A 22,654-nucleotide genomic window follows, 5' to 3' on the forward strand; every position below is an offset into this window, starting at 1 on the left:
ATATTCGATAGATGGCTTTATGATCTTATTGATTGCTACTCTGCAAATGAAAAACCAGAACTTGATAACAACAACTGGCTTGATAGTGAGCTTGAAATTTATTTTAATAATAGAGTTAAAACGAAAAATTTATTTTTAAGCTACTCAAGGTACATGGAATATGCAAAATCTCATGGTATATATTATAGCAGCCCAAAAGTTTCATCACAGACAATGATGACACAAATGCTTACAAATGGAAAAGATGGATCGTATTCATTTGAAAAAGGTAGAGATTCAAAAGGAACATATATTAATTTCCCATCTGTAGAGAATGCCAAAAAAATATTTGAAGACAAGTTTAGTTGCAAAATCGAATGGTCCCATACAGAATTCTTTATTGATTAATTTCCTGCTTTAAACATCATACAGCAAATGTGGTTTGACGCTCAAGGCCCGTTCCTTTTCTCCTTGCAGTTCGTGGTAATAAGTATCCGCCGTCATTCTGGTGGAGCTATGCCCAAGGAGCTTGGAAACGGCCTTGAGGTCGCCACCGTTTGCAAGCATGGTCGAGGCAAAAAGATGCCGGATGTCATACAGCCTTACCGGGTAGTCAATTCCGGCTTTTTCGAGGGCTGTTTTAAAAGATTTCCGGCATTGCTTTATGCCACGGCCATTTTTTTCGATGACATACGGGGACTGGGCAATTTCACGTTTTATGAGGAGCCTTTCCCTGAAATCAGGTGTCATGGGCACTATCCTGTCGGAGCCTGGCGTCTTGGTCCCCCGTATATGGATAGTGCCCCGATTGAAGTCGATGTCTTGCCAGAGCAAGGAAAACAGCTCGGAGTTGCCGGGCCGGGTTCCAAGTTCCCACTCAACCTCGATAATCCATTTCAGATGGTCGGATGCCACGGCGTAAATCCTGGAGAGGTCTTTGACAGTCAGCCGGACATCACGTCGCGGCTCCCGTTTCTTCTTCCAGTGAGCCATTGGATCATTGGCGGTTAATTCATGGCGAATCCCGAACCGAAAAATCGCATGAAGGCTGTCCATATAGCGGTTTTGCGTGGCGGCGGCTTTGTCAGTGAACCGCGCCGCCACTTTCAGGATGTCCTGAATGCCCAACTGGTCAACAGGGACATGACAAAGGCACGGAAGGAAGTGCTCATTTAATAAAAATTTGAGCGTCCCAATCCATTCGGCGGACTTGTCTTTAACTTTGAGGGAGTCAAGGTAACACTGACCCAGTTCATCCAGATAGACCGTCCGTGAGTTGGCAAGGGCCGCTACTGAATACACATAACCCGCCTTGACTTCCTGTTCCCTGCTCATGGCCTGATTCCGCGCTTCTTCAGTTTTACCGAAATACTCTTTCCTTGGGCTGCTTATGCCTGGAATCCTGTACTGAACATACCAATTACCGGATTTTGTTTGATTGACAGCCATTACTCAACCCTCCTGAAGCCGGAACGCATGTTGTCAGAAGCAGCGACAAAAATTTCCGGGTTTTTCATCCAGGCATCAAGGTCAACAATCCTGAGTCTGTTTTTCTTGGGGCCGTATTTGGGGATTTTGTATTGCTCCATAACCCTGCCGAAATATGCCGCATTGTAGCAGCAATATTTTGCGGCCTCTTTTATATTCAGGTATTCACGCATTTTCAGACCTCGAAAATATAAATATGTATAAGTATGTACACAAAAATCATATGAATGTACATAACTATTTATAAAAACTGGAGAATACAAATGTCAAAAATGAATCTCAAAGAGTATTTGGAGAAAAGAAATGACTATTTTGATGAGAATATAAAAATGACAAATGAAGGAAAAAAATATGGAGATTGAATTTTAAAAAAGGCGCTCATGGAAAATGACCCCAATAAAAAATATGTAATTATATCAGCATGTGATTTTATTTGTGCTGTTGAGGCAACACAAAACAAAACATGAATTAATCAGGCAAGGAATATTGTGGAAAGATTTATCAGAGGATTATAATATTAATACAGCGAGCAACAAAATGAATGAAACAGTGAGTTTCGAAGATGTGCTTATTCTTGCAGGGTGTGACATAATGGCAAAAAGCGGCAATATCAAATGCCCTTTTTGCCAAAAAATGTCTTTTAAAATTTATCCAGATCAGAGGGCAAAATGTCATAATAAATCATGCAATTGGTATGGTGATTCAGCTCAATTTTATTCTGACTATAAAGAAATTAGCAGACTGGAAGCAATTAGAGAATTATCCAGCAAGCTTGATTTGAAAAAATCGATTATACAAACTAAAGAGCAGACATATAATGAGGCAAAAAAATCATTATCTGAAGATTATAAATTTCTTTCATGGTGCAGAATATATTTTGCTTTTTATGGTGATAAAGTTGTGAATCAAAAAGTATATGCTGATAAATGCGGACTTTCAAAGTCTGAATTTAGCAGGATTATAAATGGTATAATGGGGAGTGCGACAACATGGAGAAAAGTCCTTAATATTTTAAGGCAGGAAATTAATATTGATAGATTGAAAAGGGATATAAAAAAGGGATCGCAATATTTTATTGATGATATACCGCCTGAATATATAAAAAAATACAGGATTAAAAATAAAAAAAAGTGATTTTGATTTATAAAGATAATTGAGGTTGTTTTTTCATGAATTGGGAGGTGTTGAGCCTCCCTTTTTTATTAGTGATGATAGTTATGACACTTTTTGGGGTGGGAAAAATTAGAGCCATTAAATATCCCTTTTTTATTAGTGATGATAGTTATGACACTTTTTGGGGTGGGAAAAATTAGAGCCATTAAATATATTATAAGAATATTTTGCTATAAAATCTGTCATTCTATCATCATCATAAAATTTCATTTTCATAATTTTGATTGTGCACAAAATATTTTTATAAATTTTAAATCTCGATTTTCCACTTATTTTAAAATCACTACGGGATTTAACTTCAAATTTTGATAGCAAACTATCCAAATTCTCAGTTGCTATTCTTTTCACTAAAATTTTTTTATTACACAACTTTATACATCCACAAAATCCAAAAACAAATTCATTCATTCTCTTGAATCTTATTTATCGGAAACAAGTTTCCATTCTTTTAATTCCCATAAAATAAAAATTTTCTCCAATCTATTCATTTTGGAAACCAGTTTCCAATAAATAATATTCAACAAATGGAATATACTTTTTCTTCTTAATTTCACAAAATACAAATCCATAAAATTATTTTAAATTAAAATACAAACTGAGAATTTGAAAAGCTTGCTTTTCAAATTTGAAGTTAAATCCCGAAGGGATTTTAAAATCAATACAATTCATAATCCAAAATATCCAATTCTCAAATCATATTAATTATAAACTGCCTAAATCTTAATTTTCACTCTCCCATTTTACATTTGCAGCCGGGGAAATTGATTGAACATTCAATCAAATATGAGTGCATTTTCCCCATTTACGCATGGATTTTCCCAACTTCAAGAGTATTTCTCCCAAATTTGTTCCCGGTTCAAAACATCAATTTTAATATAACTCACCAATTTAATTAAATAAGTTCTTAAAACAACTTAACATCCGACAGTTTGCCTTACCATCTCAACAACTTAAACAGATTCATTCCGGGCTGTGTACTTGCCATGTTAAGCAATATATTGATTTTTCTTATTAATTTAACATTTGAGGTGGTCACATGCCAAACCCCAATCACCCAAAGCCCGGTTCCTCAACCCTCGTTCAGCCCATCCGCCAAATGGCGGATATCCAATCCATTAAAAAACTGTTGGCCTCAAAACCACGTGACCTGCTGCTCTTCACATTGGGCATCAACAACGGCATCAGAACCGGAGATTTGCTCAAGCTCAAAATCTTGGATGTCAAATCCGTCAAACCCGGTCAAACCATCCAAATCCGTGAGTCAAAAACCGGAAAGCTCAACTCCATCTATATTAATAGGGAAGTCTACAAGGCTCTCAGAGGGCATCTGGAGGCTTCGGACCATTTAGATGATGATTACCTTTTCCAGTCCACCAAGGGACACCAGAAGCCTTTGACCATTATGACCGTTAATCGGATGATTAAATCCTGGTGTCGGGCCATCAATCTGCCCGGAAATTACGGGGCGCATTCTCTGAGAAAAACCTTCGGGTATATTCAGAGGACACATTTTGGGGTGGGTTTTGAGCTGATTTGCAAGCGTTTCAATCACTCATCACCTAGTGTCACCATGAGGTATCTGGGCATTGAGGATAAGGAAGTGCTGGAAATTTTGACCCATGAGATTTGAGCGGGATATACGGGGTGTATTAAAATGTATAGCGGCGGAACCGGAATATACGGGATGGAGAGCCGGAGTGTTGGCTGGCTTATGTCCGGTTAATTGATGCCCGATTATGGGGTTCAAGGGGTCGAAGGTTCAAATCCTTTCATCCCGACCAGGTATATGCCGCAAGTCCTTTTTCTGTTTAAGCGATTTCTGCCCCACGATAGCCCCACCTCAAATCCGTTGCACAGTTATATGAGCATGTTGAAACCAATTTTAAGGAATTTTATGAAAACCTTGCAGGCACAGTTAGATGGAGAAAGAAGGCTCGTTTCCTTTGATAATTACGACCTCTCAGTTCGCGAACTGATGGCTATGTTTTCTGAGGGAAACTTATATATTCCACCTGAGTACCAGAGGCAGTTTATCTGGGATGATGATAGACAATCCATGCTTGTAGAATCTATATTTCTTGGTATTCCAATTCCAAACATATTTTTTGCAACAAATCCTGATGCAAGTTGGGAAGTTGTTGATGGCGTGCAAAGACTTTGTTCATTGTTCAGGTTTATTGGCGATAAAAAGGTATTAGAAATAATTGATCGTGAATCCCCACTAAAAATTAGAGGATTAGAAAAACTCAATCTGTTAAATGGTAAACAGTTTGATGAAATTGACAAAACTTTACAACTATCTTTTCAAACACGACCAGTAAGAATTACAGTATTGAATGATAAAAGTGATGAAAACGTCAGATTTGACTTATTTGAACGACTAAATACTGGAGGTGTATCACTAACACATCAAGAAATTAGAAATTGCATATTTAGGGGAAAGTTCAACGAAGACTTAAAAAAGCTTTCTGGTGATGCAAACTTCAACAAGATTGTAAAATTAAAAGAAAGCGAACAAAGCAATGGAACAAAAGAAGAATATGTCCTGAGATTTTTTTCATACTACGAGAAATATAGTGAATTTGATCATAGCGTAAAAGATTTTTTAAATGACTATATGAGTGAAAATTCCAAGAAAAATATTTCTCCCAAGTTGAAAAAACTCTTTTCCAAGACTTTTACTTTCCTAAAAGAGGAATTACCGCACGGTGTTTGCCGCGGAGGAAGGAGACTGACGCCTGCAAATCTTTATGAAGCTGTTGCTGTTGGAACTGCATTGGCGCTAGCAGAAGGTAGTAATATAAAGCGGGGGATATTAAATGATTTGCAAAACAGTAATGAACTTAAGAAACTAACAACAGGGGCAACAAATAGTCGAGCAAGAGTTAAAGGACGAATTGAGTTCGTAAAAGATGCTTTATTGTCATGATTGAAGCTACTCAAAGAGATATTTTTGAAAGACTGAACCATTTAAGGTTAGTTCTTTCCTTTATAAAACAAAATGAATCTACTAGCCCGCTTATCGAGGATAGTTTAGAGGTTATTAATCTTAGAGGTTTATTTTATGTAATGATGTATTCATTGGTCGAATATTCTTTCAGCAGATGTTTATATGATTTAATCAATTTTTTTAAAAACAAAAAAATAAAAAAAATACATATAAAGAGCTTGTTTTACTCTATTGTGAGTGATTCTGATTTCAAGAGATTTAAATATTCATCAAACAACAAAAATGAAATAAAGAAGCGAATTGAGTTTTTAGAAAATTTATTTAGCGATGGCGAAATAAATATCGATAGTAATTTTTTCAGTATACATTCTCAAAATGTCACTCCTGAATATATCGAACTTGTTGGTAAATGTTTATGCATAAAAGAATTGAAGCTTAATCATCGAGATGCAACTTATTTAGTAGAAATTACTGAGAAAAGAAATCGCGTTGCACATGGGAGAGATAGTTCGTTTGCTGTTGGCAGGTCAACGCGGTCTCCTGAGTTAAGGCTTAGATTAGAAGCCGTCGAAAGGATTATAAATCATTTAATGAATACTATTGACCTCGAAAGCATAACATTTTCCTGTATTGATGATGGATTCAAAACTATTTATTGTACAGAGTAATTAATTATAAATAACTCTACTTTCCAGCCACGCCACAAAGTTTTCCCTTAAATATCCCACCGTTCGTCCTGCTTTTATTGCTTTAGGCCCCTTGCCTTGGCTATCAAGGTTAGCCAAATAGCCGCTACTGATAAAACCGTCCAAGTACTTCTCAATATTCTTGCGCAATATCAACGGTGGAAGCGCCTTGAGCAATGATGAGAAGTCGGGTTTTTCTGATGCCATGTGAACCTACGGGCTAATAGAAGGCCACCCAGCATGGAAACACCCAGGGGCGTGAGGAAATTAGTTCTGTTTTGGGACATTTTTTAAAAGAAATTGATTTGGCCAGACTAGGAGCTGTTTCTAAATAGTTCATTGCAGCCAAACAAGGCACGCGGCCAGCATGACTGACGCTTTAAAGGTTACGGCAAGCTTATCATATCGAGTTGCAACTCTGCGGAATGATTTAAGCTTGGCAAAGAAACATTCAACAAGATGGCGCTCTTTGTACGCATGGGCATCGTACTCTTGTTGTTCCAATCTGCACGGAGTCGGATGGATAACTACTTCGTGGCTTTGGCGTTCTGCCAACGCGAGCAGTTTATTGGCATCATAAGCTCTATCCGCAAGAAGCTTGTCTGCCAATAAACCTTCAATCAGGTCACACGCGGGGACAATGTCATTTATTGCCTGCAGTGAGATGAATGCGCAAAGGGTTGCCCAGTGCATCAACGACAGCGTGGACTTTGGTGGTTAATCCACCTTTGGTGCGCCCGATCTCCTGATTGAAGTGCCCCCTTTTGCACCGGTACCGTGTTGGTGCAGCTTTATAGAGGTAGCGTCAATAATTATGACTTCAGGGTCTGCGTTTATGGACAACATGCGAAGAATCTCGTCCCAGACCTCAAGCCTGGCCCATTCCAGAAAGCGTTTATGCACTGTATTCCAAGGCCCAAACTCTGGATGCAAGTCCCGCCAAGGCGCGCCAGTTTTCATAATCCACGGATGGCATTAAACATCAGGCGGTCATCCTTACGCTTGCGCCCTCCCGTCTCAGTGCCGGCCTTGCCAATATAGGTTCTGATTATGGCCCACTTTTCGTCTGAAATATCATGTCTACTCAGGGGAAACAGCAAAACAATAGATGGACGAAAAGTCTAGAATTTATTTAGAAACAGCCCTAGCTTCCGGCCTTTGCCTTTTTCTTCGGCTTGGGCATGGCGGCGAACAATTCTTCCGGCTCCACCTCAAGCGCCTTGGCTATCTTCATTATGTTGAGCAAGCTCAAATTTCTGCGCCCTTGCTCAACGCCGCCGAGGTATGTTCTGTGCAAACCGGCCCTTTCCGCCAGTTCTTCCTGAGATATATCGTCCAGCGCCTTACGCCCATTACGAACCACTTCACCAAAAGCCTTCAAGACTTTCAAATCGTTTTTGCTGTATTCCGGCATAAATTTTCACCTCATGTATCTTGCCAGAATCAGGAATGACGACTATAAGTCTACAGACTATAAGTATCATATATTGATAATATCCTTAGTGTGCCAATGGGATGAGCATGTTTTACCCTCAAAAACTGATGAGGTGGACTATGGACAGCAAAGAGAATAGCCGGAAGGTTTTTGAAGGCCAAATGCGGCGGATACAGGAAGTGACGGGAAAGAAGACCCAAGCCGATCTAGCTGACTTTTTAGGAATACGTCAGTCCTCCGTATCCGATGCCAAACGACGGGGAAAAATCCCGGCGGATTGGCTTGTGACTATTATAAGGACGAAAGACGTCCATCCCGAATGGATTCTGGCGGGCCTAGGACCGTGCTATATCCATATTCCCACGCCGGGCGTCTACGAAACTGGAGATGTTGTCCAAGAGCGCTGGAATGAGGAAGATGCTCTGCGGAGCCTATCCACCAAGGCCCTTGCCGACGAGCTTGTCAGACGGATAGCATTAGCTCAAGCTGACAAATTCACCCGGAAAAAACCGGGGTTCTCTTCTTAGCTTGATCCGTAAGACAGGATAGGCGGTGAGCCCACCGCCTATCCTGTCCACTATACCGATACAAAACTTTTCAACTGTTTCAACCTACAAAGGCTTTTGATAAGAATTGAAAATAGCGGCAAAGATCGAAGGATTTGAAATGGATTGAAGGCAAAGGCTTATAGGTGGACGTTTTCGCCATCTTGTTTGATGCCGAAGGAAACCGCGCGGGAGATGACGCCCTCTTTTTTGGGGCAGTCGCGGAGTATATAATGATAAAGGGCTCCGCCTATTGAGATGCGGCACAATACGGAGTCAGCCGTCAGACAGCTCTCGCAGCAACTTGTAGGCCAATTGCAGATTGGGACGCGAAAACCCGACAAGCATTCGACACAATTCGTCACGGATTGCCTCGTCATCCGCATGGTGTTCAAAGTCAAAAAATTCTTTCATTGAGACGCCAAGGGCGAAAGTGAGCTGTTCCATGACCTGAAAACTCGGATTTGATTCTCCCCGCTCCATTTCACTGATATGGCGAGAGCTCACGCCGGACAGCTCGGAAAGTTTTTCCTGCGACAAGCCGTGCTTTACTCGCAATTCCCTGATCCTTTTTCCAAGCAAAACTAAGCTATTATCGTTCATGCCGCCCTCCGGGGAGGAAGGGTAACTTTCTTTTGTAGGGCACAACATGAACCAAGTATCTTTACCAAGTCTAAAATTTGATTTACAAATCAAAACATAGTTTATCTTATTCTCAAGCAGATCATCGATACAAGGAAGGCGCTTTTCAGACCCGCGATAAGGTAAGCCAAGTCAGAAAATAATTTTCGACCGGTAGATGTAAAGGCACAATTGTCAAAATAAATTAATCAGTTATCTGGTAGCGAACTAATGATATACGCAGAAAGCCCATCCCCATTCGCCGAACAGCTTAATCGTATCCATCAGATTACCGGCACGCACAGCCAGACCGGGCTTGCCGCTTATCTGGGCGTGCGCCGTTCTGCCGTAACCAATGCCAAGCGCACGGGCATGATCCCGGCGGAATGGCTGTTGACCTTGCTGCGTGTGGCAAACGTCAATCCGGAATGGATTCTGAGCGGGGCCGGTCCCTGCCGGTTCCGGCGACAGACGGAGAATGCACACGAGGACGGAGAAACGGCATGGGAATGCCAAAAGGATTATGAGGCCCTGCAACGGCTCTCCTCACGCGCTCTGGCGGACGAGCTGGTCCGGCGCATCGCCGTGATGGAAGCGGAACGGTTTCAGTCTCCATCCGCGTAATCGCTGCCGCAATCACGGCGCGGATGTTGTCGGAAGCGCGCAACAGGCACGTCCCGCAGCAAACAAAAGCAGCCCGAAAGACCGGCGCCAATCGCGGTTTTTCGGGCTGCTCCCTATTGATTATATGGCCAAACGGCTATTTCAGGCCGTTCAGATACACGGCGATATCCTTGAGATCCTGATCGGAGAGCGGCTTCAGCGCTTCCTGCATTTGCTCCACCTTCTCATTGGGCGGCGGAGTCAGACTTTTCACCTTGTTCATCTTGGCGACCAGACCGTCCACGGGCTGGCCCATCATCTTGGCGGGTTTTTCCGTATGGCAGATGGCGCAGAGGTCGTCGTACAACTTCTGGCCTTCCGCCGCCCTGTCTTCCTGGGCGGCCTGGGACTGCACGGCCACAAACAGAAAGGCCGCTATGGCGAATCCGCCGATTTGTTTCCATTTTATTGACATATATGGCACTCCTTCTGGGAACGTCTCCGTTCCAGGCAAGAGGTTACAACGTGATGATGCCGCGCGCGAACAGATAGATCGCGACCAGCGCCGCCAGTACCAGCAGCACCAGAATGACCTTTTCATAGTTCTTGAACAGCGGCGTCTGATCCGGATGCTGCTTGCGGCTCCAGATGTATACGGGAATGCCCAGGGCGATCAGCACCATGGCCATCAGCATATAGTGCAGACCGGCGGCGTAGATCAGCCAGAAGCCATACAGCGTGCCCAGCGCGGCGCAGGCCAGGGCCGCGGCGCGTCCGGTGGGGGCCTTCTGGGGGTATTGCCCGTCCTCGCAGGTCTTCCAGAGGAAGAGCATGGAAATCAGGTAGGCGGGCAGCACCATCACGCCGGTGATGCTCAGCATCATGCTCCAGGCATTGTTGGAGAAATAGACCAGCAGAAGCGCCAGCTGCATCAGCAGGCTGGTGACCCACAGGGACACGGACGGCGCCCCGGCCGCGTTTTCCTTGCTGAACTGGCGGGGGAAGGTGCCGTTCTTGGACGCGGCATACGGCATTTCAGCGGTGATCAGGGTCCAGGCCAGCCAACTGGCCAGCACGGCGATGATCAGGCCCACATTCATCAGCCAGCTTCCCCACGGACCCACGGCACGCTCCAGCACGCCGGCGGTGGACGGCGTGGGCACGGCGGAAAGTTCCGCCTGGGTCATGAAGCCGTACGGCAGCACGGACAGCAGAATGTAGACCACCAGGCAGCCCAGAAAGCCCATAACCGTGGCCTTGCCCACGTCATCCGGGGTTCTGGCCTTGTCGGACAGCACTACCGCGCCCTCAATGCCGATAAAGGCCCAAAGGGTCACCAGCATGGTGCTCTTGACCTGCGCTCCCAGGCCGCCGAGGTGGTGGCCGTTGTCCACGGCCAGCTTGCCGAAGAAGTCGAAATCAAACTTGTCGATATTGAACATGAACACCATCACGATAATAAAGATAAACAGCGGGATCAGCTTGCCGATGGTGCCGATGGTGTTGATGATGGCGGCCTGATGCGTGCCGCGCAGCACGACGAAGTTGAACATCCAGATCAGGATGGAACCGCCGATAATGGACTGGATGGTATTGCCGCCCTGGAAATACGGCGGGAAAAAGTAATTCAGGGCGTCCATGGTAATGACGGCGTAGCCCACATTGCCGAAGATCTGGCAAAGCCAGTAGCCCCAGGCGATGAGGAAGCCCACAAAGGGGCCGAAACCCTCGCGCCCGTACATATAAATGCCCGCTTTGAGGTCCGGGCGGATATCCGAAAGAATGCGGAAGGAATTGGCTAGAAAATACATGCCCAGGCCTGTGATCACCCAGGCAATGAGTACCGCGCCCACGGAAGCGGCGGCGGCCATATTCTGCGGCAGGCTGTAAATGCCCCCGCCGACCATGGAGCTGACCACCACGCTGGCCAGCGCCACGACCCCGAGTTTTTTGGTTGTGCTTTGCGCCATTGCTCTATCCTCTATATGTTAAACCTCGCCCTTGTGCCGGCGTGGCTTCATGGAAATAATTTACTTAAAGGCCGACCGGGCGGAACAAAGTCCGGATCGGGTCTGCGTCGGAGCCGTGCCGCCCGGCGGCGGCAAAAGTTCCTAAAACAAACGCCCGGCCCACGCTAACAATCCGTCGCGGGCCGGGCGCACAAAGGCTCACGGACAGGCCGGAGCGGTTTTCCTAGTTTTTCACCACAACGGGATCGGCGAATTCAAAGTTGAGGAAGCCCATGACCGTCAGGCAGTAGCCGTAGGGCTTGGTGATGTTCAGATAGTTGTGCCAGAACTGGAATTCGCTGTGCTTTTCCACGCCGCGCAGGGTCAGTTCATGGTTGAGGGATTTATTCAGCCACATTTCGGCGTGGGATTTGGCGATGTCGTCGTCGATCCAGGTGGGGAAGTATTCCACGTATTCAGCGGCCCAGCCGCCGATGAGCTTGCCGTCCTTTTTGCCCCAGCAGATGCCGAGACCGGTGGCAATGGCGCGGTGATCCTCAATGCGCGCTCCGTTGGCGGCCATGATCACTTCCAGCACGGCACCGTGCTTGAAGTTTTTTTCCACTTTGTCCACGGGCAGGATGTTGCCGTAGAGTTCCTTGGGAAGAACCGAGGTATAGGGGATAACGTTGAAGTTTTCAATTTTTGCCTGCAACAGGGCGGAATCGTAGCAGAAAGTTTCAAAGGGCTGCGGCGGGATGCCGTCATCCGCTTCGCCAACGCCGCCGGAAATGAACGCCAAAGTGGGGTATCTCGTACCAAGAGTGGTCATGTTTGTATCCTTATTGTTTGGTCTATACAGGCGACTGTAAAAATTATTGCCACCTGTATAACAATTATACAGAACAACAGGTTGCGCAAAACGGTCCATATGGCCTGCGTGAAGCGGTCCGCGGCGGCCCACAACGCCATTTTCCAAGAATGTGGGCGCGAACCGCCTTGTCCAACCTGTCCAACAAAAGCCCTTTGTCCGGCATAGCCGGCCAAACGTTAAGCAGATATGCAATGTCCGGGCCAGAAAAAGATTTTATGAATTCGGCGCGGGGCGGAGGACGGTCCGCCGGTGCGCGGGAACCAAACCAGAAACGCCGCCCCGGCGCACGGAAGCGGCGAGGGGCGGCGAAACAGGCGTAAAGAAAGAGGAGACGAAATTTCAGGCAGGCGGCCGGGAACACCGGATGCCGCTACCGCCCTTCGCCCCAGACGGGGATGGGCGGCGGGCTGTAATTCTCCAGGGCCTTAAGGTCGCCCATTCGCGCGGGCCGTCCGTTACGGCCCCGGATTACCGGGCCGCACTGCTGCGGCGTGAGTTCAGCGGGAATCTGCCCGGGCGCGGGGCGCAACAACTGCTCGGCGCTGCGCAGATACGGCAAGGGGTCCACCAGTTCCCCCTTGGCGTTTTGCAGGCCAAAATGCAGATGCGCGCCCGTGGTCCTGCCGGTACAGCCCACCAGGCCCACGGCTTCGCCGCGCCCCACCCGCCGTCCCGCAGAGACCAGGACCTTCTGCAGATGGGCATAGCGCGCGGTCATGCCGTCATCCTGCCGGATTTCCACCACTATGCCGGAAAGGCCGTGCGGCCCGGCATGGCTGACCATGCCGCCGTCAAAAGCCACCACGGGCCAGCCCAGCCGGGCACGGATATCCAGGCCGGAATGCTCGCGCATCACCATGCCGCGCCGGCTCAGCCAGCCGGGCATACGCCGCCGCCCGAAGGGAGAGGTGATCATTTCCGCCAGAGGCGGCAGTTTGCCCGCTTCCCGCGCGGCGGACAAAGGCGGCGCAACCGTTGCCGCGCCGTCGGCAATGGACGGAGACGAGGCCGGGGCTTGCGGCACGCCGCTCTCCTCCGCCGCCAGGCAGGGCAAGGCGACCGACAGGGCAAGGAACAAAGCCGCAGCGGCGGCATGATGCGGTATGGTTGTCAAACTCGGCCTCCTCTGATGGATATGATATGCCTTTTTGTCCGCCTAAGGGCTTGCGCGTCAAGTCCCGCTATGGCAAGGGAACACGAAACACTTTTTTCCCGCAATCTTTAAAAAATCGCCCGGTTGACAAAGGTTTTGCCCTAAAACTTTTCTGATTTCCGGCGATCTATCAGGCAGACACGAACTTTCGTAATAAAATTTACCTCTGTCTCAGGAGCAATGCATGAGCATCAGCAAGGCCTCATCCGCCATAAACGCTGGGATTATTATCCTGACATGCCTTGTGGGTTATTTTGTCTTCCAGCTGTATTACGCCATTCAAAATAATCTGGATCTCGCGCGCAACAAGGAAATAGCCGTTCAACTTGCCGGTGAACTGATGGAATCCTCCAAGCAGCTCACCAGCAATGTTCGCCAGTACGCCGCCACCGGCGACAGCCGGTATGAAAAAATCTATTTCGGCATTGTGGACGAGCGGGCGGGCAAAACGCCCCGCGCGACCAGCCGCGAAGTGGCTCCTGGCCGGAAAATCGCGCTTACCGACCTGATGCGACAGTACGGAGTCACCACCGACGAATTCGCCCTGGTGGAAAAAGGCAACCAGCTTTCCGACGCGCTGATCGCTCTGGAAACCGAGGCCATGAACGCCGTCAAAGGCATCTACAAAGACGCCAAGGGCGACTACACGGTCAAGGGCGAACCCGATATGGAGCGTGCCCGCGAACTGGTCTTTGGTCCGGCCTATAATGCGGAAACCGAAAAAATCATGGCTCCGCTCAATGAATTTTTCGCCGCTTTGGAAAAGCGCACCAGCGCCCAAGTGGCCGCCAGCATCGAGCGCGTCGATCATAACGGCCTCTTCCTCTGTTTTGCTCTGGCCCTGACTCTGCTGCTCAGTCTGATTTCAGCCGTCTACGCCCGCAGGGGCATCTGCCGCCCCTTGGAGCGTCTTTCCGATTTTGCCCAAAAAGTCATGGCCGGCGATTACGCCTCGCGCATTGAAACCCATTCGAACAATGAAATCGGCACCCTGTCCAGAGCCCTCGACGCCATGCTGGACAAGCTGGAAAGCCAGCTCGCTTTCTCGCACGGCGTGCTGGAGACCCTGCCCGTGCCCTGCGCCGTGTTCGACACGGAAGACAAACTGGCTTTCGCCAATGCTCCCATGCTGAGCACTTTTGAGCATCCGGGAAAGATGGAAGACGTCATCGGCATGACGTCCGGCAAATTTTATTACAATGACGAGACACGCGCCACTTCCATCACCCAGTGCCTGGAAAGCGGAGAAGCCGCCAGCATGGACTTCGTTGTCGAGCGGAAAACAGGCAAACCCATGCATGCGGATATTTTTACCAAGCCCATGCTCGACGACAAGGGCCGATTGTCGCACGCCATTCTGATTCTGCTGGACACCACCACAACTTTTGAGCAGCAGGAAGCCATCAAACGCAACAGCGAAACCATGCGCGGGGTGGCCGCCTCGGTGCTGGATCTGCTGCAAGCGGCCAATTCGGCTTGTGAACAACTGGTCAGCGTACTGGCGAAAACCGACACGGCCACCGCCGAAACAACGGAACGCATGCACGACACGCTCACCGCCATGGAACAAATGAATATGGCCGTGCTGGACATTTCCAAAAACGCCAGCGACGCGGCCGCCAGTTCCGACAATATGCGCAATACGGCCACGGACGGCCAGAACATCGTGGGGCAGGTGGTTTCCTCCATTAACCTAGTGCAGAAGAACTCCCTGGCTCTGCGCGCGGACATGGAAAAGCTGAGTGACGAAGCCCAGAGCATCAATCAGATCATGACCGTGATCTCGGATATCGCCGACCAGACCAATCTGCTGGCGCTCAATGCGGCCATTGAAGCCGCACGCGCCGGCGATGCCGGGCGCGGATTTGCCGTGGTGGCCGACGAGGTGCGCAAGCTGGCGGAAAAAACCATGAGCGCCACCACGGAAGTGGGCAGCGCCATTGAAAACATCCAGCAGGGCACCCGCCGCAATATGGAGCATGTGGACCGCGCCGTGGTCAGTATCGAGGAAGTGACCGGCCTTGCCAACACTTCGGGCGACCGGCTCAAGGACATTGTGGAAATCACGGCCCTGTCCGCCGACATGGTGCGGGCCATTGCCACGGCCTCGGAACAGCAGTCCGCTTCGTCGGCGCAGATCAACGAAGCCGTGGAAGCGGTGGACAGCACCCTCAAGGATGTGGCCGTGGTCATTGCAGACGCCAATAACGCCGCCCAGCAACTCAACGGCCAGATGGCCGAAATCCGGCAGTTGATGGACAAGCTCAAGCCCTGAGCGCGACCAGCCCGGACAGTAGCAGCCTCCCCGGTTAGCGCCGGGGAGTTTTTTTGTGCCTGCCGCTCCGCCACTGGACAGTCTGTTTTTCGGAGTTATATGCAATCCGTCAGGATTGCATGGCGGCAGCCGCGCTGCCGCCGCCGGGCAGGCGTTACGTCCGCTCCTCCGGCTCCGAAGCGCAATCCTTTTTTGCCGGGGACGTTGCCCCAGGGCCGCGTGATCCGGTTACATATATATTTCTTTTCCGCCGCCATGCGCCGCATGGAGCGGCCGGGAAAAGGAGCGCACTATGAAGTACCGTACTATTAAAAGCGATGTTACCGGTCATTCCGCCATTGACGGCGCGGGTGTGCATCTGGTCCGCGTTTTGGGTTCCCCCACCGTAAGAAGTTTTGATCCTTTTCTGATGCTGGACGCTTTCGACTCCCGCAATCCCGCTGACTACATCAAAGGCTTTCCCATGCACCCGCATCGGGGCATTGAAACCTTCACCTATCTTATCCAGGGCGAGATCGATCATAAGGACAGCCTGGGCAATTCGGGCAAGATTCTGGACGGCTGCTGCCAATGGATGACCGCGGGCAGCGGCATTCTGCACCAGGAAATGCCGCAGGCCAGCGACAGGATTCTGGGTCTGCAGCTCTGGATCAACCTGCCCCGCAAGGACAAGATGGTGGAGCCCAAATACCGCGACATCACCGTGGACATGGTGCCCAAGGTGGAAGAAGACGCGGGCACCGTGGCTGTGGTGACCGGGCGATATAAGAATGTGGAAGGCGCCACCAAGGGCGATTATGTGGATGTGCGTTTTCTGGATATGACTCTCAAGCCGGGGCACACCTGGACTGTGGAGACCAATCCCTCGCATACCGTCTTTGCCTATCTGGTGGAGGGCACCTGCGCGCTTACGGAAAACAACGCCATGCTGTCGGCCAAGCACGCCTATCTCTTTACGGAAGGCGACGCCGTGGCTTTGACCGGCGGCCCGGAGGGCGCGCGCCTGGTGCTGGTATCCGGCAAGCCCCTGCACGAAGCCGTGGCCTGGGGCGGCCCCATCGTTATGAACAGCGAGGACGAACTGCGCGAAGCCTTCCAGGAACTGGAGGACGGCACCTTCATCAAGCACGCCGAAAAGACTGCGGGAGCCCGCGCGTAATCGTATACGCCGTACCAATACTTCTGAGACCGGGGCCGGTGAAAGGATGGCATGACCTTCTTTCACCGGCCCCTTCCGTCATGCTTTGGCGGCCCTGGATTAATGCGCCCCGCTCGGCCGGAAAGACAAAACGGCAATCCGGGGCACGGTCCCGGCGAAACAGGAGAGATAAAAGCATGACCATCACCGCAGCTCAAGTCAAGGACATCGGGATGGAGCTCGCCAAGCTCAAGGCCGCCAAAGTTACGTTGGACGGGAATCGTGGCATAACCGTGAAAGAAGCGGTCTTCGCGCCAAATATCCGGACGAGTTCAGACGAGGAAAAAAACAGGAAAAAGACACACCCCGCCCCGGTTGAAGCGCGCCCCGATGTGGACAGGGGGCACGCCCGGTAACGGCGCGTGTTGTCCGGAACGCGCCTGTTTACGGCCGGGGGAGGAGAAGAAACCATCCGGCCGTAAGATTGCGCTTATGCTTCTTTCAGTTCCTGAATCAGTTCCGTGAGCCCCTGGGCCTGAGCCGCCAGTTCGGACACGGCCTTGGCCGCCTCGCCCATGGCGTCGGCGGTCTGCTTGGCCATGTCGTTGACCTGGACGATGGACTGGTTGATTTCCTCGCTGGCTGCGGACTGTTCTTCGCTGGCCGTGGCAATGGCGTTGACCTGATCCGCCGTGGCCTCCACCGTGGTCACAATTTCCTGCAAGGCGCGCCCGGATTGATTGGCCAGTTCCGTGGCCTCGCCGATGCGTTCTACGGCATTGTCCACGCCGGTCATGCTCTTGGTCGTGCTTTCCTGAATGGCCTTGATGGCGTTGCCCACATCCTGCGTGGAAGCCATGGTTTTTTCAGCCAGCTTGCGCACTTCGTCAGCCACCACGGCAAAGCCCCGTCCGGCCTCTCCGGCCCGTGCCGCCTCAATGGCCGCATTCAGGGCCAGCAGGTTGGTCTGGTCCGCGATGTCCGAGATCACATTCATGATCCGGGTGATGTCCTGGGCATGTTCGTTGAGCTGGGTCATGTCCGCCTTGAGTTCCAAGGACAGATGGTGAACTTCCTCAATGCTGCGCACGGCCTTTTCCACCACCTGCGCGCCAGCCTCGGCTCTCTGTTTGGTCTCGGCGGAAGCGCTGGAAGCTGAACCGGCATTCTTCGCCACTTCCTGGACCGTGGCGTTCATTTCGTTCATGGCCGTGGCCGCTTCGGACAGGCGCTGGGCGGACTCGGCCGCTCCCCGGTCGGACTGCTCGATCTGGGCCGAAAGTTCGGTGGAGGCCGAGGAAACCACTACACCCACCTGCTCCAGCTTGTCGGCAGCCACCAGCATGGCTTGGGTCTTGGACTGAGCCTCCTTGCTCGCGGCCTCGGCCTGAGTCATGGCCTCTTGAGCCCTAGAGGACTGTTCCCTAGCGTTTTCCGACTCGCGCCGGGCGTTCTCAATATGTTCTTTCAGGGCATTGACCATTTCCACAATGGAACCATAGACGCCCATTTTTTTCCCGCCGTCATCCACATTATAGTCGCCGTCCACCACGCGCTTGGCGATGACGTTCAGTTCACCGGGATCCTTGCCCAACTGGCGCAGGGTATTGCGTACCAACAGCAAGGTCAGAACGATAGCAATCAACACGGCTCCCACCACCAGGCAGATGCCGATCAGGCGCGAAGCGGCATACATAGCGTCGCCCGCGGCATTGGCTTCAGCAACAGCCTTATTGATCACTTGCACCATCTGTTCCAGACTCTCGTCCATAGCGTCATATTGCGCGCGTGAATCGCCGTTCAGCAAAGCCACAGCTTCCTGTGTACGGTTTTCCCGTGAAAGCGTGAGCAAGCGTTGATGCGTGTCCATATATGCCTGTCGAACCGCCAAATACGCCTGAAAAGCCTGTTTAGCTGCAGGACGGAAGAGCAATCCTTCAAGATTTTTGATACCTTGGGCGACGACCCCTGCCCATTTTTCCTGCCGTTCTTCGTACCTCTTCATCGCTGCAGGGTCCGTGGCATAGAGATGCAGCACTTCGTTCAGGCGGTATGCCGTCGCCGCTTTGTCAATATCGCCCGCGTTCGATCGGATCGGCATCATCTGCTCCACGATCATCGAGTAGCTGTCGTTGATTTTAGCCGTCTGCATGATCAGATACCCGCCCATAATCGCCATGAGCACGGCCAAGCACCCCATGCTGGCCGCAATTTTCGTCGAGAGCTTCATTTGCCTTCTCCTTCGTTTTGGACGTGTTGGGGTTGAACATTCCCGTCTGACTATTACAGTTGTCAAATTACTGGTGGCGGAAAAAAAGGCCTCGCCCCGGAAAGGGGCAAGGCCTTTTTGTTTGCAAACGCAAAAAATCGGAAAGCCGCGCGGCGCTCAGATACGGGCGCAATCAGCAGAGAGAGAGAGAGAGAGAGAGAGAGAGAGAGAGAGAGAGAGACTGCCACCGCGTCAACACCCTCTTGTGATTGCTTTTACGCGCAATCGGTCCCCGCGCCAAAGGAAGCTGAGGGAAGGGATAGGCACACATAGAATTTTGGAGAAAAGGGCCAAACATGGGCTTGCCTCCCCTTGCATCACTTCGCAAACTTCCAGCCTGCGGCGACCATTCCGCGCTTCATGGCTCCCCCCGGTCTGGAGGGGAGTCTTTTCTTTCCCGCGCAGCACACGCTGTTAAAAAACACGCTCTATACTTTCTTCTATCGGAACAAAAAACCATATCTTTAGGCAGGGTGGGGAATATAAGATAACATATCGTTCCCTATCAGCGGCTAACGCCCGATAAGATTTTTCGTAATCTTTTATAATCCTAACTATCCGGAAAAAAGGAATGCTCCTGCCGAAACGTCACCGCCAACGCCGCAATCTGCCTCAAATCCTTAATTTTTCCTTTTTTATCAGCCAAAATGGACGGAAGGCGTTCGGCGCGTTTCCCGGTTTCCGGGACGAATGCGTATGGATTATTGTATGACTCTTTGAATAGCTTGTATCAACGCACTGTATGAAACAGGCCGTGTGAGCTGCGCCGCTCCAGAGAAGTGAAGGCCTGTCCCGGCACAGCGGCTGAGAAGAGACCATATGGCCCACCCAAAGCCATAAAAACTGTTGGCATTAAAGCTGACAGGAAAATCTTATAAATATTTTTATAATATATTCCAATAAATTACATTATTAACACAACTCTGTTTTGAAATACTCTAACGTCGAACCCGGTGAGACGCGCCGCGAAGACCGACCCGACGGGCGGCCCGTAGGGCCGTGCCTGTAGCCCAAAGGGCATACAGGCATCGAGAGCAACGCGGCGTGGATTCCGGCAAAACGGCCGAAGGCAGCCCGAAGGGCTGTCCCCGTTGGCGGCAACGGAGCCATGCGGGGAACGCCAACAGCGATAACCGCGTTTTTGCCGAAATGAACCATTATGAAACATGTAGCGTTGTAAAAGTAATCTGCTTTAGAACGCGGCCAGCAGGCGGCGCACCAGTTCCAGGTCAGCGGGATAATTGATGTTGAAAAAAGGCAGGGCTTCACTCTGGCTGTAGGCGATACGCTCCTGCCGTTCCTGGGGAATAATGCGGCTCAGCTTGCGCTCGCCCCGGGCCAGGGCCTTGTCGAACAGAGGCAGCGCCGCCACTTCATAGATGGCCGTGAGCGCCTCGATAAAACCCGTTTCGGTCTGACAGAATGTTGTAAGCAGGCGGTCGGGGGACGCGGCGTCGCGCGCGGCCAGCAGGCGGCGCAAGGTGGCATCGTCCATGAAAGGCAGATCGCAGGACAGAGCCAGCACGGCGGCATAGCCCTGTTGAGCGGCCCCGCGCAGGGCCGCATGCACGCCGCTGAACGGGCCCAGGCCCTCCATCTGGTCAAAAAGGCAGTCATAGCCCGAACGAGGACGTCCCGGACGACAGGCCACCCAGCATTGAGGTAAAAGCGCGGTCAACAGGCTGTGTGTGCGGCACAGCAGATCCGGCTGTTCCCGGCCGTGCACCCGCAAAAGGGCCTTTTCCTGTCCCAGGCGCGAAGAAAGCCCTCCGGCCAGCACCACACCGGCCACGCCGCCCCTGGTGGTTTTGGTCATGCCGTCACCCGTCCGGCACTGTCGCAGAATACGGTCAACCGTTCCTCCGCAGGGCGGCAAAAGCCCACCAGAGTTATGTCCTGCGACATGGCCGCTGTCAGGGCCGCGCTGGTCACCGCGCCCCGGCTGACCAGCAACGCGAAGCCGGCCCGCCGGGCCTTGGCATACAGACTGCCGGTGATCCGGGCAGAGATAAACAGCGCATGCCCGGCGGGTTCAAGGTTCTGTCGGGCACAGAATCCGGCCAGGCGGTCCAGACAGTTGTGGCGTCCGATATCTTCGGCCACCCGTACCAGCCCTTTTTCAGGATGGAACAAACCCGCGCGGTGGAACGAACCCGTGCCGTCCCAGAGACCCGGTTCGGCGAAAAAATCATCCATCCGCGCCAGAAGAGCGGCGGCGCCGAGGCGCGGCGTCGTGGCAGGGACAGCGGGATCAGCCGGAGAAAACTCCAAACGCACCCGCAGGCAATGCCGTCCCTCGGGCGCGTCCAGATGCTCCACCCGCCCCGCTCGCAGGGGGACGGGCCTGTCCCCCAAAGCATCTTCCTGCCTTTCGCCGGAGCAGGACGCCGTCGTTCCGCATGGGGAGCAGTCCAGCAGCACATGCCCCAAGGCCAGATCCTCCAACTCATGCGGCCAGGCCCAGAGGTCAGCGCTTCCGCCGGGATGAAGCACGCGCACGGCCTCCTCGCGGGCGGCCACCTCAGGCAGATCCTCCCAGCGGCCGCGCCGGAAACGCCGGGCCCGCACATCCAGAGGAACCGGGCCGGACGTCCGTCCACGACAGGCGCTGTTCATCAGAAGCCCCAGGCCGACGGCGTCGGGCGACTGTAGCCCTCCTGCCGGGCCAGCATGTCCAGCGGCAGAGAAGCCAGATCACTCAGGGGCGCGGGCAGGGCTTCGGCCTGTTCACGCAGATCGGCCAGCTTTATGTAGTTGTTGCAGGTCTTGCAGACATGCACTTCAAAAAACGGCAGGCTGTCAGTAGTAAACATGCGTAATTTGTCCTCTCCGCGCTCCAGACAGAAGGGACATTGCAGCCTGGCCGTTCTGTAACTTGCGCCGCAGAATGAGCAGGTATGCCGGCGCTGGCCTTCTTTGCCGCGCAGTTCGCCCATGAAGGGCGGACGGCCGCAGTGCGGGCAATGCCCGTGCTCCCAGACGCGACGGTCGTCGCGCGCGGCGGCCAGCGCATCGGTCACGGCGGCCAGTTGTGGAGTCAGAACGGCCTGAGCCAGAAAATGGACCAGAGCCGGGGCCTGCGGCAGACGCTCGGCCCAGGCCGAGAAAAACGCTTCATTGTTTTGCATGAAGGCCGCGAAGGCTTTGTCGGGCAGCATCTCATCCGCCGCGGTTTCCCGGCGCAGGGCCTGCACGGCCTCGGCCGGACTGCCCTGGAGCGAGGCCAGCAGGGCGCAGAGTTCGTCCCAGAGCGGACGGGCCGGAACAGGATCATAGGGAAAGTCAGCGGCGGGCAGCAAGGGCGCGCCTTGAGCCTGGGCTTCGGGCCCGGCTACAGCAAGACGCGCCGCATCCGGCTGGTTCAGGCTGCCGCGGGCCGCCCGTTGCAGACGCAGCGTGCCGCCCACGATTTCCAGCAGGGCTCCGGGCAGCCAGGCCAGGGCGGCAAGACGCTCCAGGCGGCGGCTCAAAGCGGCGTCATCAAGAGAAAAGAGAGTGGCCATATATTTTTTCCAT

The 22,654-nt window shown here is 51.6% G+C and carries 25 protein-coding genes and 1 tRNA gene; 11 read left to right on the forward strand and 15 right to left on the reverse strand.

The genetic code is table 11. The features are described 5' to 3' along the window. Window positions 1-387, forward strand: a 387-nt coding sequence (locus KH208_RS04160) for a hypothetical protein (protein WP_291434086.1), incomplete at its 5' end; no start/stop codon positions are given. A 9-nt stretch (window positions 388-396) separates the two neighbouring features. Here KH208_RS04160 and KH208_RS04165 read toward each other — a convergent pair. Together KH208_RS04165 and KH208_RS04170 are read right to left on the reverse strand one after the other, a co-directional pair. Continuing rightward, the gene (locus KH208_RS04165; protein WP_291434088.1) at window positions 397-1,428 is read right to left on the reverse strand and encodes a site-specific integrase; all 1,032 of its coding nucleotides are present in this window, start codon (window positions 1,426-1,428) and stop codon (window positions 397-399) included. Then, window positions 1,428-1,640 (reverse strand): DNA-binding protein, encoded by a 213-nt coding sequence (locus KH208_RS04170; protein WP_291434090.1) that lies wholly within the window; start codon window positions 1,638-1,640, stop codon window positions 1,428-1,430. Before KH208_RS04170 ends, KH208_RS04165 begins: the two co-directional genes overlap by 1 nt. A 364-nt stretch (window positions 1,641-2,004) precedes the next feature. Between KH208_RS04170 and KH208_RS04175 the strand changes: the two genes are divergently transcribed. The 5 genes from KH208_RS04175 (at window position 2,005) to KH208_RS04195 (ending at window position 6,258) form a co-directional block, all read left to right on the forward strand. Beyond that, the gene (locus KH208_RS04175; protein WP_291434092.1) at window positions 2,005-2,601 is read left to right on the forward strand and encodes a hypothetical protein; all 597 of its coding nucleotides are present in this window, start codon (window positions 2,005-2,007) and stop codon (window positions 2,599-2,601) included. Between the two features lie 1,075 nt (window positions 2,602-3,676). Next, on the forward strand, window positions 3,677-4,270 hold the full coding sequence (locus tag KH208_RS04180; RefSeq protein ID WP_291434094.1) for a tyrosine-type recombinase/integrase: 594 nt from the start codon (window positions 3,677-3,679) through the stop codon (window positions 4,268-4,270). Between the two features lie 50 nt (window positions 4,271-4,320). Beyond that, window positions 4,321-4,421 (forward strand) — tRNA-OTHER (locus tag KH208_RS04185). A 113-nt stretch (window positions 4,422-4,534) separates the two neighbouring features. Continuing rightward, a complete protein-coding gene (locus KH208_RS04190) occupies window positions 4,535-5,569 on the forward strand; it encodes a DUF262 domain-containing protein (protein ID WP_291434096.1) in 1,035 nt (344 codons plus the stop codon). After that, entirely contained in the window at window positions 5,566-6,258 is a 693-nt protein-coding gene (locus KH208_RS04195; protein WP_291434097.1) for a HEPN domain-containing protein, read from the forward strand. Before KH208_RS04190 ends, KH208_RS04195 begins: the two co-directional genes overlap by 4 nt. Here the strand turns inward: KH208_RS04195 and KH208_RS04200 are convergent, their stop codons facing one another. The 4 genes from KH208_RS04200 to KH208_RS04210 all read right to left on the reverse strand — a co-directional run bounded on the left by KH208_RS04200 (window position 6,259) and on the right by KH208_RS04210 (window position 7,690). After that, window positions 6,259-6,483 carry a hypothetical protein gene (locus KH208_RS04200; RefSeq protein WP_291434099.1) on the reverse strand — a complete coding sequence of 75 codons (225 nt, stop codon included), beginning with the start codon at window positions 6,481-6,483 and terminating at the stop codon, window positions 6,259-6,261. A 129-nt stretch (window positions 6,484-6,612) separates the two neighbouring features. Next, entirely contained in the window at window positions 6,613-6,969 is a 357-nt protein-coding gene (locus tag KH208_RS04205; protein WP_291434101.1) for a transposase, read from the reverse strand. Between the two features lie 24 nt (window positions 6,970-6,993). Then, window positions 6,994-7,236, reverse strand: coding sequence for a transposase (locus KH208_RS15505; RefSeq protein ID WP_367114937.1), 243 nt, complete (start codon window positions 7,234-7,236; stop codon window positions 6,994-6,996). Window positions 7,237-7,420: 184 nt separating this feature from the next. Then, window positions 7,421-7,690 carry a helix-turn-helix transcriptional regulator gene (locus tag KH208_RS04210; RefSeq protein ID WP_291434103.1) on the reverse strand — a complete coding sequence of 90 codons (270 nt, stop codon included), beginning with the start codon at window positions 7,688-7,690 and terminating at the stop codon, window positions 7,421-7,423. A 140-nt stretch (window positions 7,691-7,830) separates the two neighbouring features. Between KH208_RS04210 and KH208_RS04215 the strand changes: the two genes are divergently transcribed. Next, the gene (locus KH208_RS04215; protein ID WP_291434105.1) at window positions 7,831-8,238 is read left to right on the forward strand and encodes a helix-turn-helix domain-containing protein; all 408 of its coding nucleotides are present in this window, start codon (window positions 7,831-7,833) and stop codon (window positions 8,236-8,238) included. Between the two features lie 294 nt (window positions 8,239-8,532). Here the strand turns inward: KH208_RS04215 and KH208_RS04220 are convergent, their stop codons facing one another. Then, complete coding sequence (locus tag KH208_RS04220; RefSeq protein WP_291434108.1) at window positions 8,533-8,859, reverse strand: helix-turn-helix transcriptional regulator; 327 nt, start codon at window positions 8,857-8,859, stop codon at window positions 8,533-8,535. 249 nt (window positions 8,860-9,108) lie between these two features. On the opposite strand from KH208_RS04220, the gene KH208_RS04225 reads away from it, so the two are divergent. Continuing rightward, the gene (locus KH208_RS04225) at window positions 9,109-9,501 is read left to right on the forward strand and encodes a helix-turn-helix domain-containing protein (protein ID WP_291434110.1); all 393 of its coding nucleotides are present in this window, start codon (window positions 9,109-9,111) and stop codon (window positions 9,499-9,501) included. A gap of 136 nt (window positions 9,502-9,637) precedes the next feature. Here KH208_RS04225 and KH208_RS04230 read toward each other — a convergent pair whose 3' ends face one another. The 4 genes from KH208_RS04230 to KH208_RS04245 form a co-directional block, all read right to left on the reverse strand. Beyond that, window positions 9,638-9,955, reverse strand: coding sequence for a c-type cytochrome (locus KH208_RS04230; RefSeq protein ID WP_008683818.1), 318 nt, complete (start codon window positions 9,953-9,955; stop codon window positions 9,638-9,640). A 43-nt stretch (window positions 9,956-9,998) separates the two neighbouring features. Further along, window positions 9,999-11,450 carry an amino acid permease gene (locus KH208_RS04235; RefSeq protein WP_062252189.1) on the reverse strand — a complete coding sequence of 484 codons (1,452 nt, stop codon included), beginning with the start codon at window positions 11,448-11,450 and terminating at the stop codon, window positions 9,999-10,001. 223 nt (window positions 11,451-11,673) lie between these two features. Continuing rightward, complete coding sequence (locus KH208_RS04240; RefSeq protein WP_062252190.1) at window positions 11,674-12,261, reverse strand: pyruvoyl-dependent arginine decarboxylase; 588 nt, start codon at window positions 12,259-12,261, stop codon at window positions 11,674-11,676. A 412-nt stretch (window positions 12,262-12,673) separates the two neighbouring features. After that, on the reverse strand, window positions 12,674-13,417 hold the full coding sequence (locus tag KH208_RS04245) for a M23 family metallopeptidase (RefSeq protein ID WP_291434113.1): 744 nt from the start codon (window positions 13,415-13,417) through the stop codon (window positions 12,674-12,676). A 223-nt stretch (window positions 13,418-13,640) separates the two neighbouring features. Here KH208_RS04245 and KH208_RS04250 point away from each other — a divergent pair, with 223 nt between their 5' ends. The 3 genes from KH208_RS04250 (at window position 13,641) to KH208_RS04260 (ending at window position 17,285) form a co-directional block, all read left to right on the forward strand. Then, on the forward strand, window positions 13,641-15,731 hold the full coding sequence (locus KH208_RS04250; RefSeq protein ID WP_291434115.1) for a methyl-accepting chemotaxis protein: 2,091 nt from the start codon (window positions 13,641-13,643) through the stop codon (window positions 15,729-15,731). Between the two features lie 292 nt (window positions 15,732-16,023). After that, window positions 16,024-16,890 (forward strand): pirin family protein, encoded by an 867-nt coding sequence (locus KH208_RS04255; protein ID WP_291434117.1) that lies wholly within the window; start codon window positions 16,024-16,026, stop codon window positions 16,888-16,890. A gap of 176 nt (window positions 16,891-17,066) precedes the next feature. After that, window positions 17,067-17,285, forward strand: a complete 219-nt coding sequence (locus tag KH208_RS04260; RefSeq protein ID WP_291434119.1) for a hypothetical protein — start codon at window positions 17,067-17,069, stop codon at window positions 17,283-17,285. A gap of 74 nt (window positions 17,286-17,359) precedes the next feature. Here KH208_RS04260 and KH208_RS04265 read toward each other — a convergent pair whose 3' ends face one another. The 4 genes from KH208_RS04265 to KH208_RS04280 form a co-directional block, all read right to left on the reverse strand. Continuing rightward, window positions 17,360-19,099 carry a methyl-accepting chemotaxis protein gene (locus KH208_RS04265; RefSeq protein WP_291434122.1) on the reverse strand — a complete coding sequence of 580 codons (1,740 nt, stop codon included), beginning with the start codon at window positions 19,097-19,099 and terminating at the stop codon, window positions 17,360-17,362. A gap of 1,231 nt (window positions 19,100-20,330) precedes the next feature. After that, window positions 20,331-20,954 carry a molybdenum cofactor guanylyltransferase gene (locus tag KH208_RS04270; protein WP_291434124.1) on the reverse strand — a complete coding sequence of 208 codons (624 nt, stop codon included), beginning with the start codon at window positions 20,952-20,954 and terminating at the stop codon, window positions 20,331-20,333. Further along, a complete protein-coding gene (locus tag KH208_RS04275) occupies window positions 20,951-21,754 on the reverse strand; it encodes a formate dehydrogenase accessory sulfurtransferase FdhD (RefSeq protein WP_291434126.1) in 804 nt (267 codons plus the stop codon). Before KH208_RS04275 ends, KH208_RS04270 begins: the two co-directional genes overlap by 4 nt. Beyond that, window positions 21,754-22,641, reverse strand: a complete 888-nt coding sequence (locus KH208_RS04280) for a formate dehydrogenase accessory protein FdhE (protein ID WP_291434128.1) — start codon at window positions 22,639-22,641, stop codon at window positions 21,754-21,756. The genes KH208_RS04275 and KH208_RS04280 overlap by 1 nt, the downstream gene beginning before the upstream one ends. Window positions 22,642-22,654 lie beyond the last annotated feature (13 nt).

Origin of the sequence: Desulfovibrio sp., assembly GCF_018379785.1 — a bacterium.
Classification (GTDB): Bacteria; Desulfobacterota; Desulfovibrionia; order Desulfovibrionales; family Desulfovibrionaceae; genus Desulfovibrio.

Bases quoted from the DNA above. Each gene is read 5' to 3' on its own strand.
- KH208_RS15505 (WP_367114937.1), bottom strand. From the start codon at position 7,236: ATGAAAACTGGCGCGCCTTGGCGGGACTTGCATCCAGAGTTTGGGCCT.
- KH208_RS04250 (WP_291434115.1), top strand. From the start codon at position 13,641: ATGAGCATCAGCAAGGCCTCATCCGCCATAAACGCTGGGATTATTATC.
- KH208_RS04275 (WP_291434126.1), bottom strand. From the start codon at position 21,754: ATGAACAGCGCCTGTCGTGGACGGACGTCCGGCCCGGTTCCTCTGGAT.
- KH208_RS04165 (WP_291434088.1), bottom strand. From the start codon at position 1,428: ATGGCTGTCAATCAAACAAAATCCGGTAATTGGTATGTTCAGTACAGG.
- KH208_RS04215 (WP_291434105.1), top strand. From the start codon at position 7,831: ATGGACAGCAAAGAGAATAGCCGGAAGGTTTTTGAAGGCCAAATGCGG.
- KH208_RS04205 (WP_291434101.1), bottom strand. From the start codon at position 6,969: ATGCACTGGGCAACCCTTTGCGCATTCATCTCACTGCAGGCAATAAAT.
- KH208_RS04265 (WP_291434122.1), bottom strand. From the start codon at position 19,099: ATGAAGCTCTCGACGAAAATTGCGGCCAGCATGGGGTGCTTGGCCGTG.
- KH208_RS04175 (WP_291434092.1), top strand. From the start codon at position 2,005: ATGAATGAAACAGTGAGTTTCGAAGATGTGCTTATTCTTGCAGGGTGT.
- KH208_RS04200 (WP_291434099.1), bottom strand. From the start codon at position 6,483: ATGGCATCAGAAAAACCCGACTTCTCATCATTGCTCAAGGCGCTTCCA.
- KH208_RS04280 (WP_291434128.1), bottom strand. From the start codon at position 22,641: ATGGCCACTCTCTTTTCTCTTGATGACGCCGCTTTGAGCCGCCGCCTG.
- KH208_RS04240 (WP_062252190.1), bottom strand. From the start codon at position 12,261: ATGACCACTCTTGGTACGAGATACCCCACTTTGGCGTTCATTTCCGGC.
- KH208_RS04190 (WP_291434096.1), top strand. From the start codon at position 4,535: ATGAAAACCTTGCAGGCACAGTTAGATGGAGAAAGAAGGCTCGTTTCC.
- KH208_RS04220 (WP_291434108.1), bottom strand. From the start codon at position 8,859: ATGAACGATAATAGCTTAGTTTTGCTTGGAAAAAGGATCAGGGAATTG.
- KH208_RS04255 (WP_291434117.1), top strand. From the start codon at position 16,024: ATGAAGTACCGTACTATTAAAAGCGATGTTACCGGTCATTCCGCCATT.
- KH208_RS04235 (WP_062252189.1), bottom strand. From the start codon at position 11,450: ATGGCGCAAAGCACAACCAAAAAACTCGGGGTCGTGGCGCTGGCCAGC.
- KH208_RS04260 (WP_291434119.1), top strand. From the start codon at position 17,067: ATGACCATCACCGCAGCTCAAGTCAAGGACATCGGGATGGAGCTCGCC.
- KH208_RS04225 (WP_291434110.1), top strand. From the start codon at position 9,109: ATGATATACGCAGAAAGCCCATCCCCATTCGCCGAACAGCTTAATCGT.
- KH208_RS04180 (WP_291434094.1), top strand. From the start codon at position 3,677: ATGCCAAACCCCAATCACCCAAAGCCCGGTTCCTCAACCCTCGTTCAG.
- KH208_RS04230 (WP_008683818.1), bottom strand. From the start codon at position 9,955: ATGTCAATAAAATGGAAACAAATCGGCGGATTCGCCATAGCGGCCTTT.
- KH208_RS04210 (WP_291434103.1), bottom strand. From the start codon at position 7,690: ATGCCGGAATACAGCAAAAACGATTTGAAAGTCTTGAAGGCTTTTGGT.
- KH208_RS04195 (WP_291434097.1), top strand. From the start codon at position 5,566: ATGATTGAAGCTACTCAAAGAGATATTTTTGAAAGACTGAACCATTTA.
- KH208_RS04170 (WP_291434090.1), bottom strand. From the start codon at position 1,640: ATGCGTGAATACCTGAATATAAAAGAGGCCGCAAAATATTGCTGCTAC.
- KH208_RS04270 (WP_291434124.1), bottom strand. From the start codon at position 20,954: ATGACCAAAACCACCAGGGGCGGCGTGGCCGGTGTGGTGCTGGCCGGA.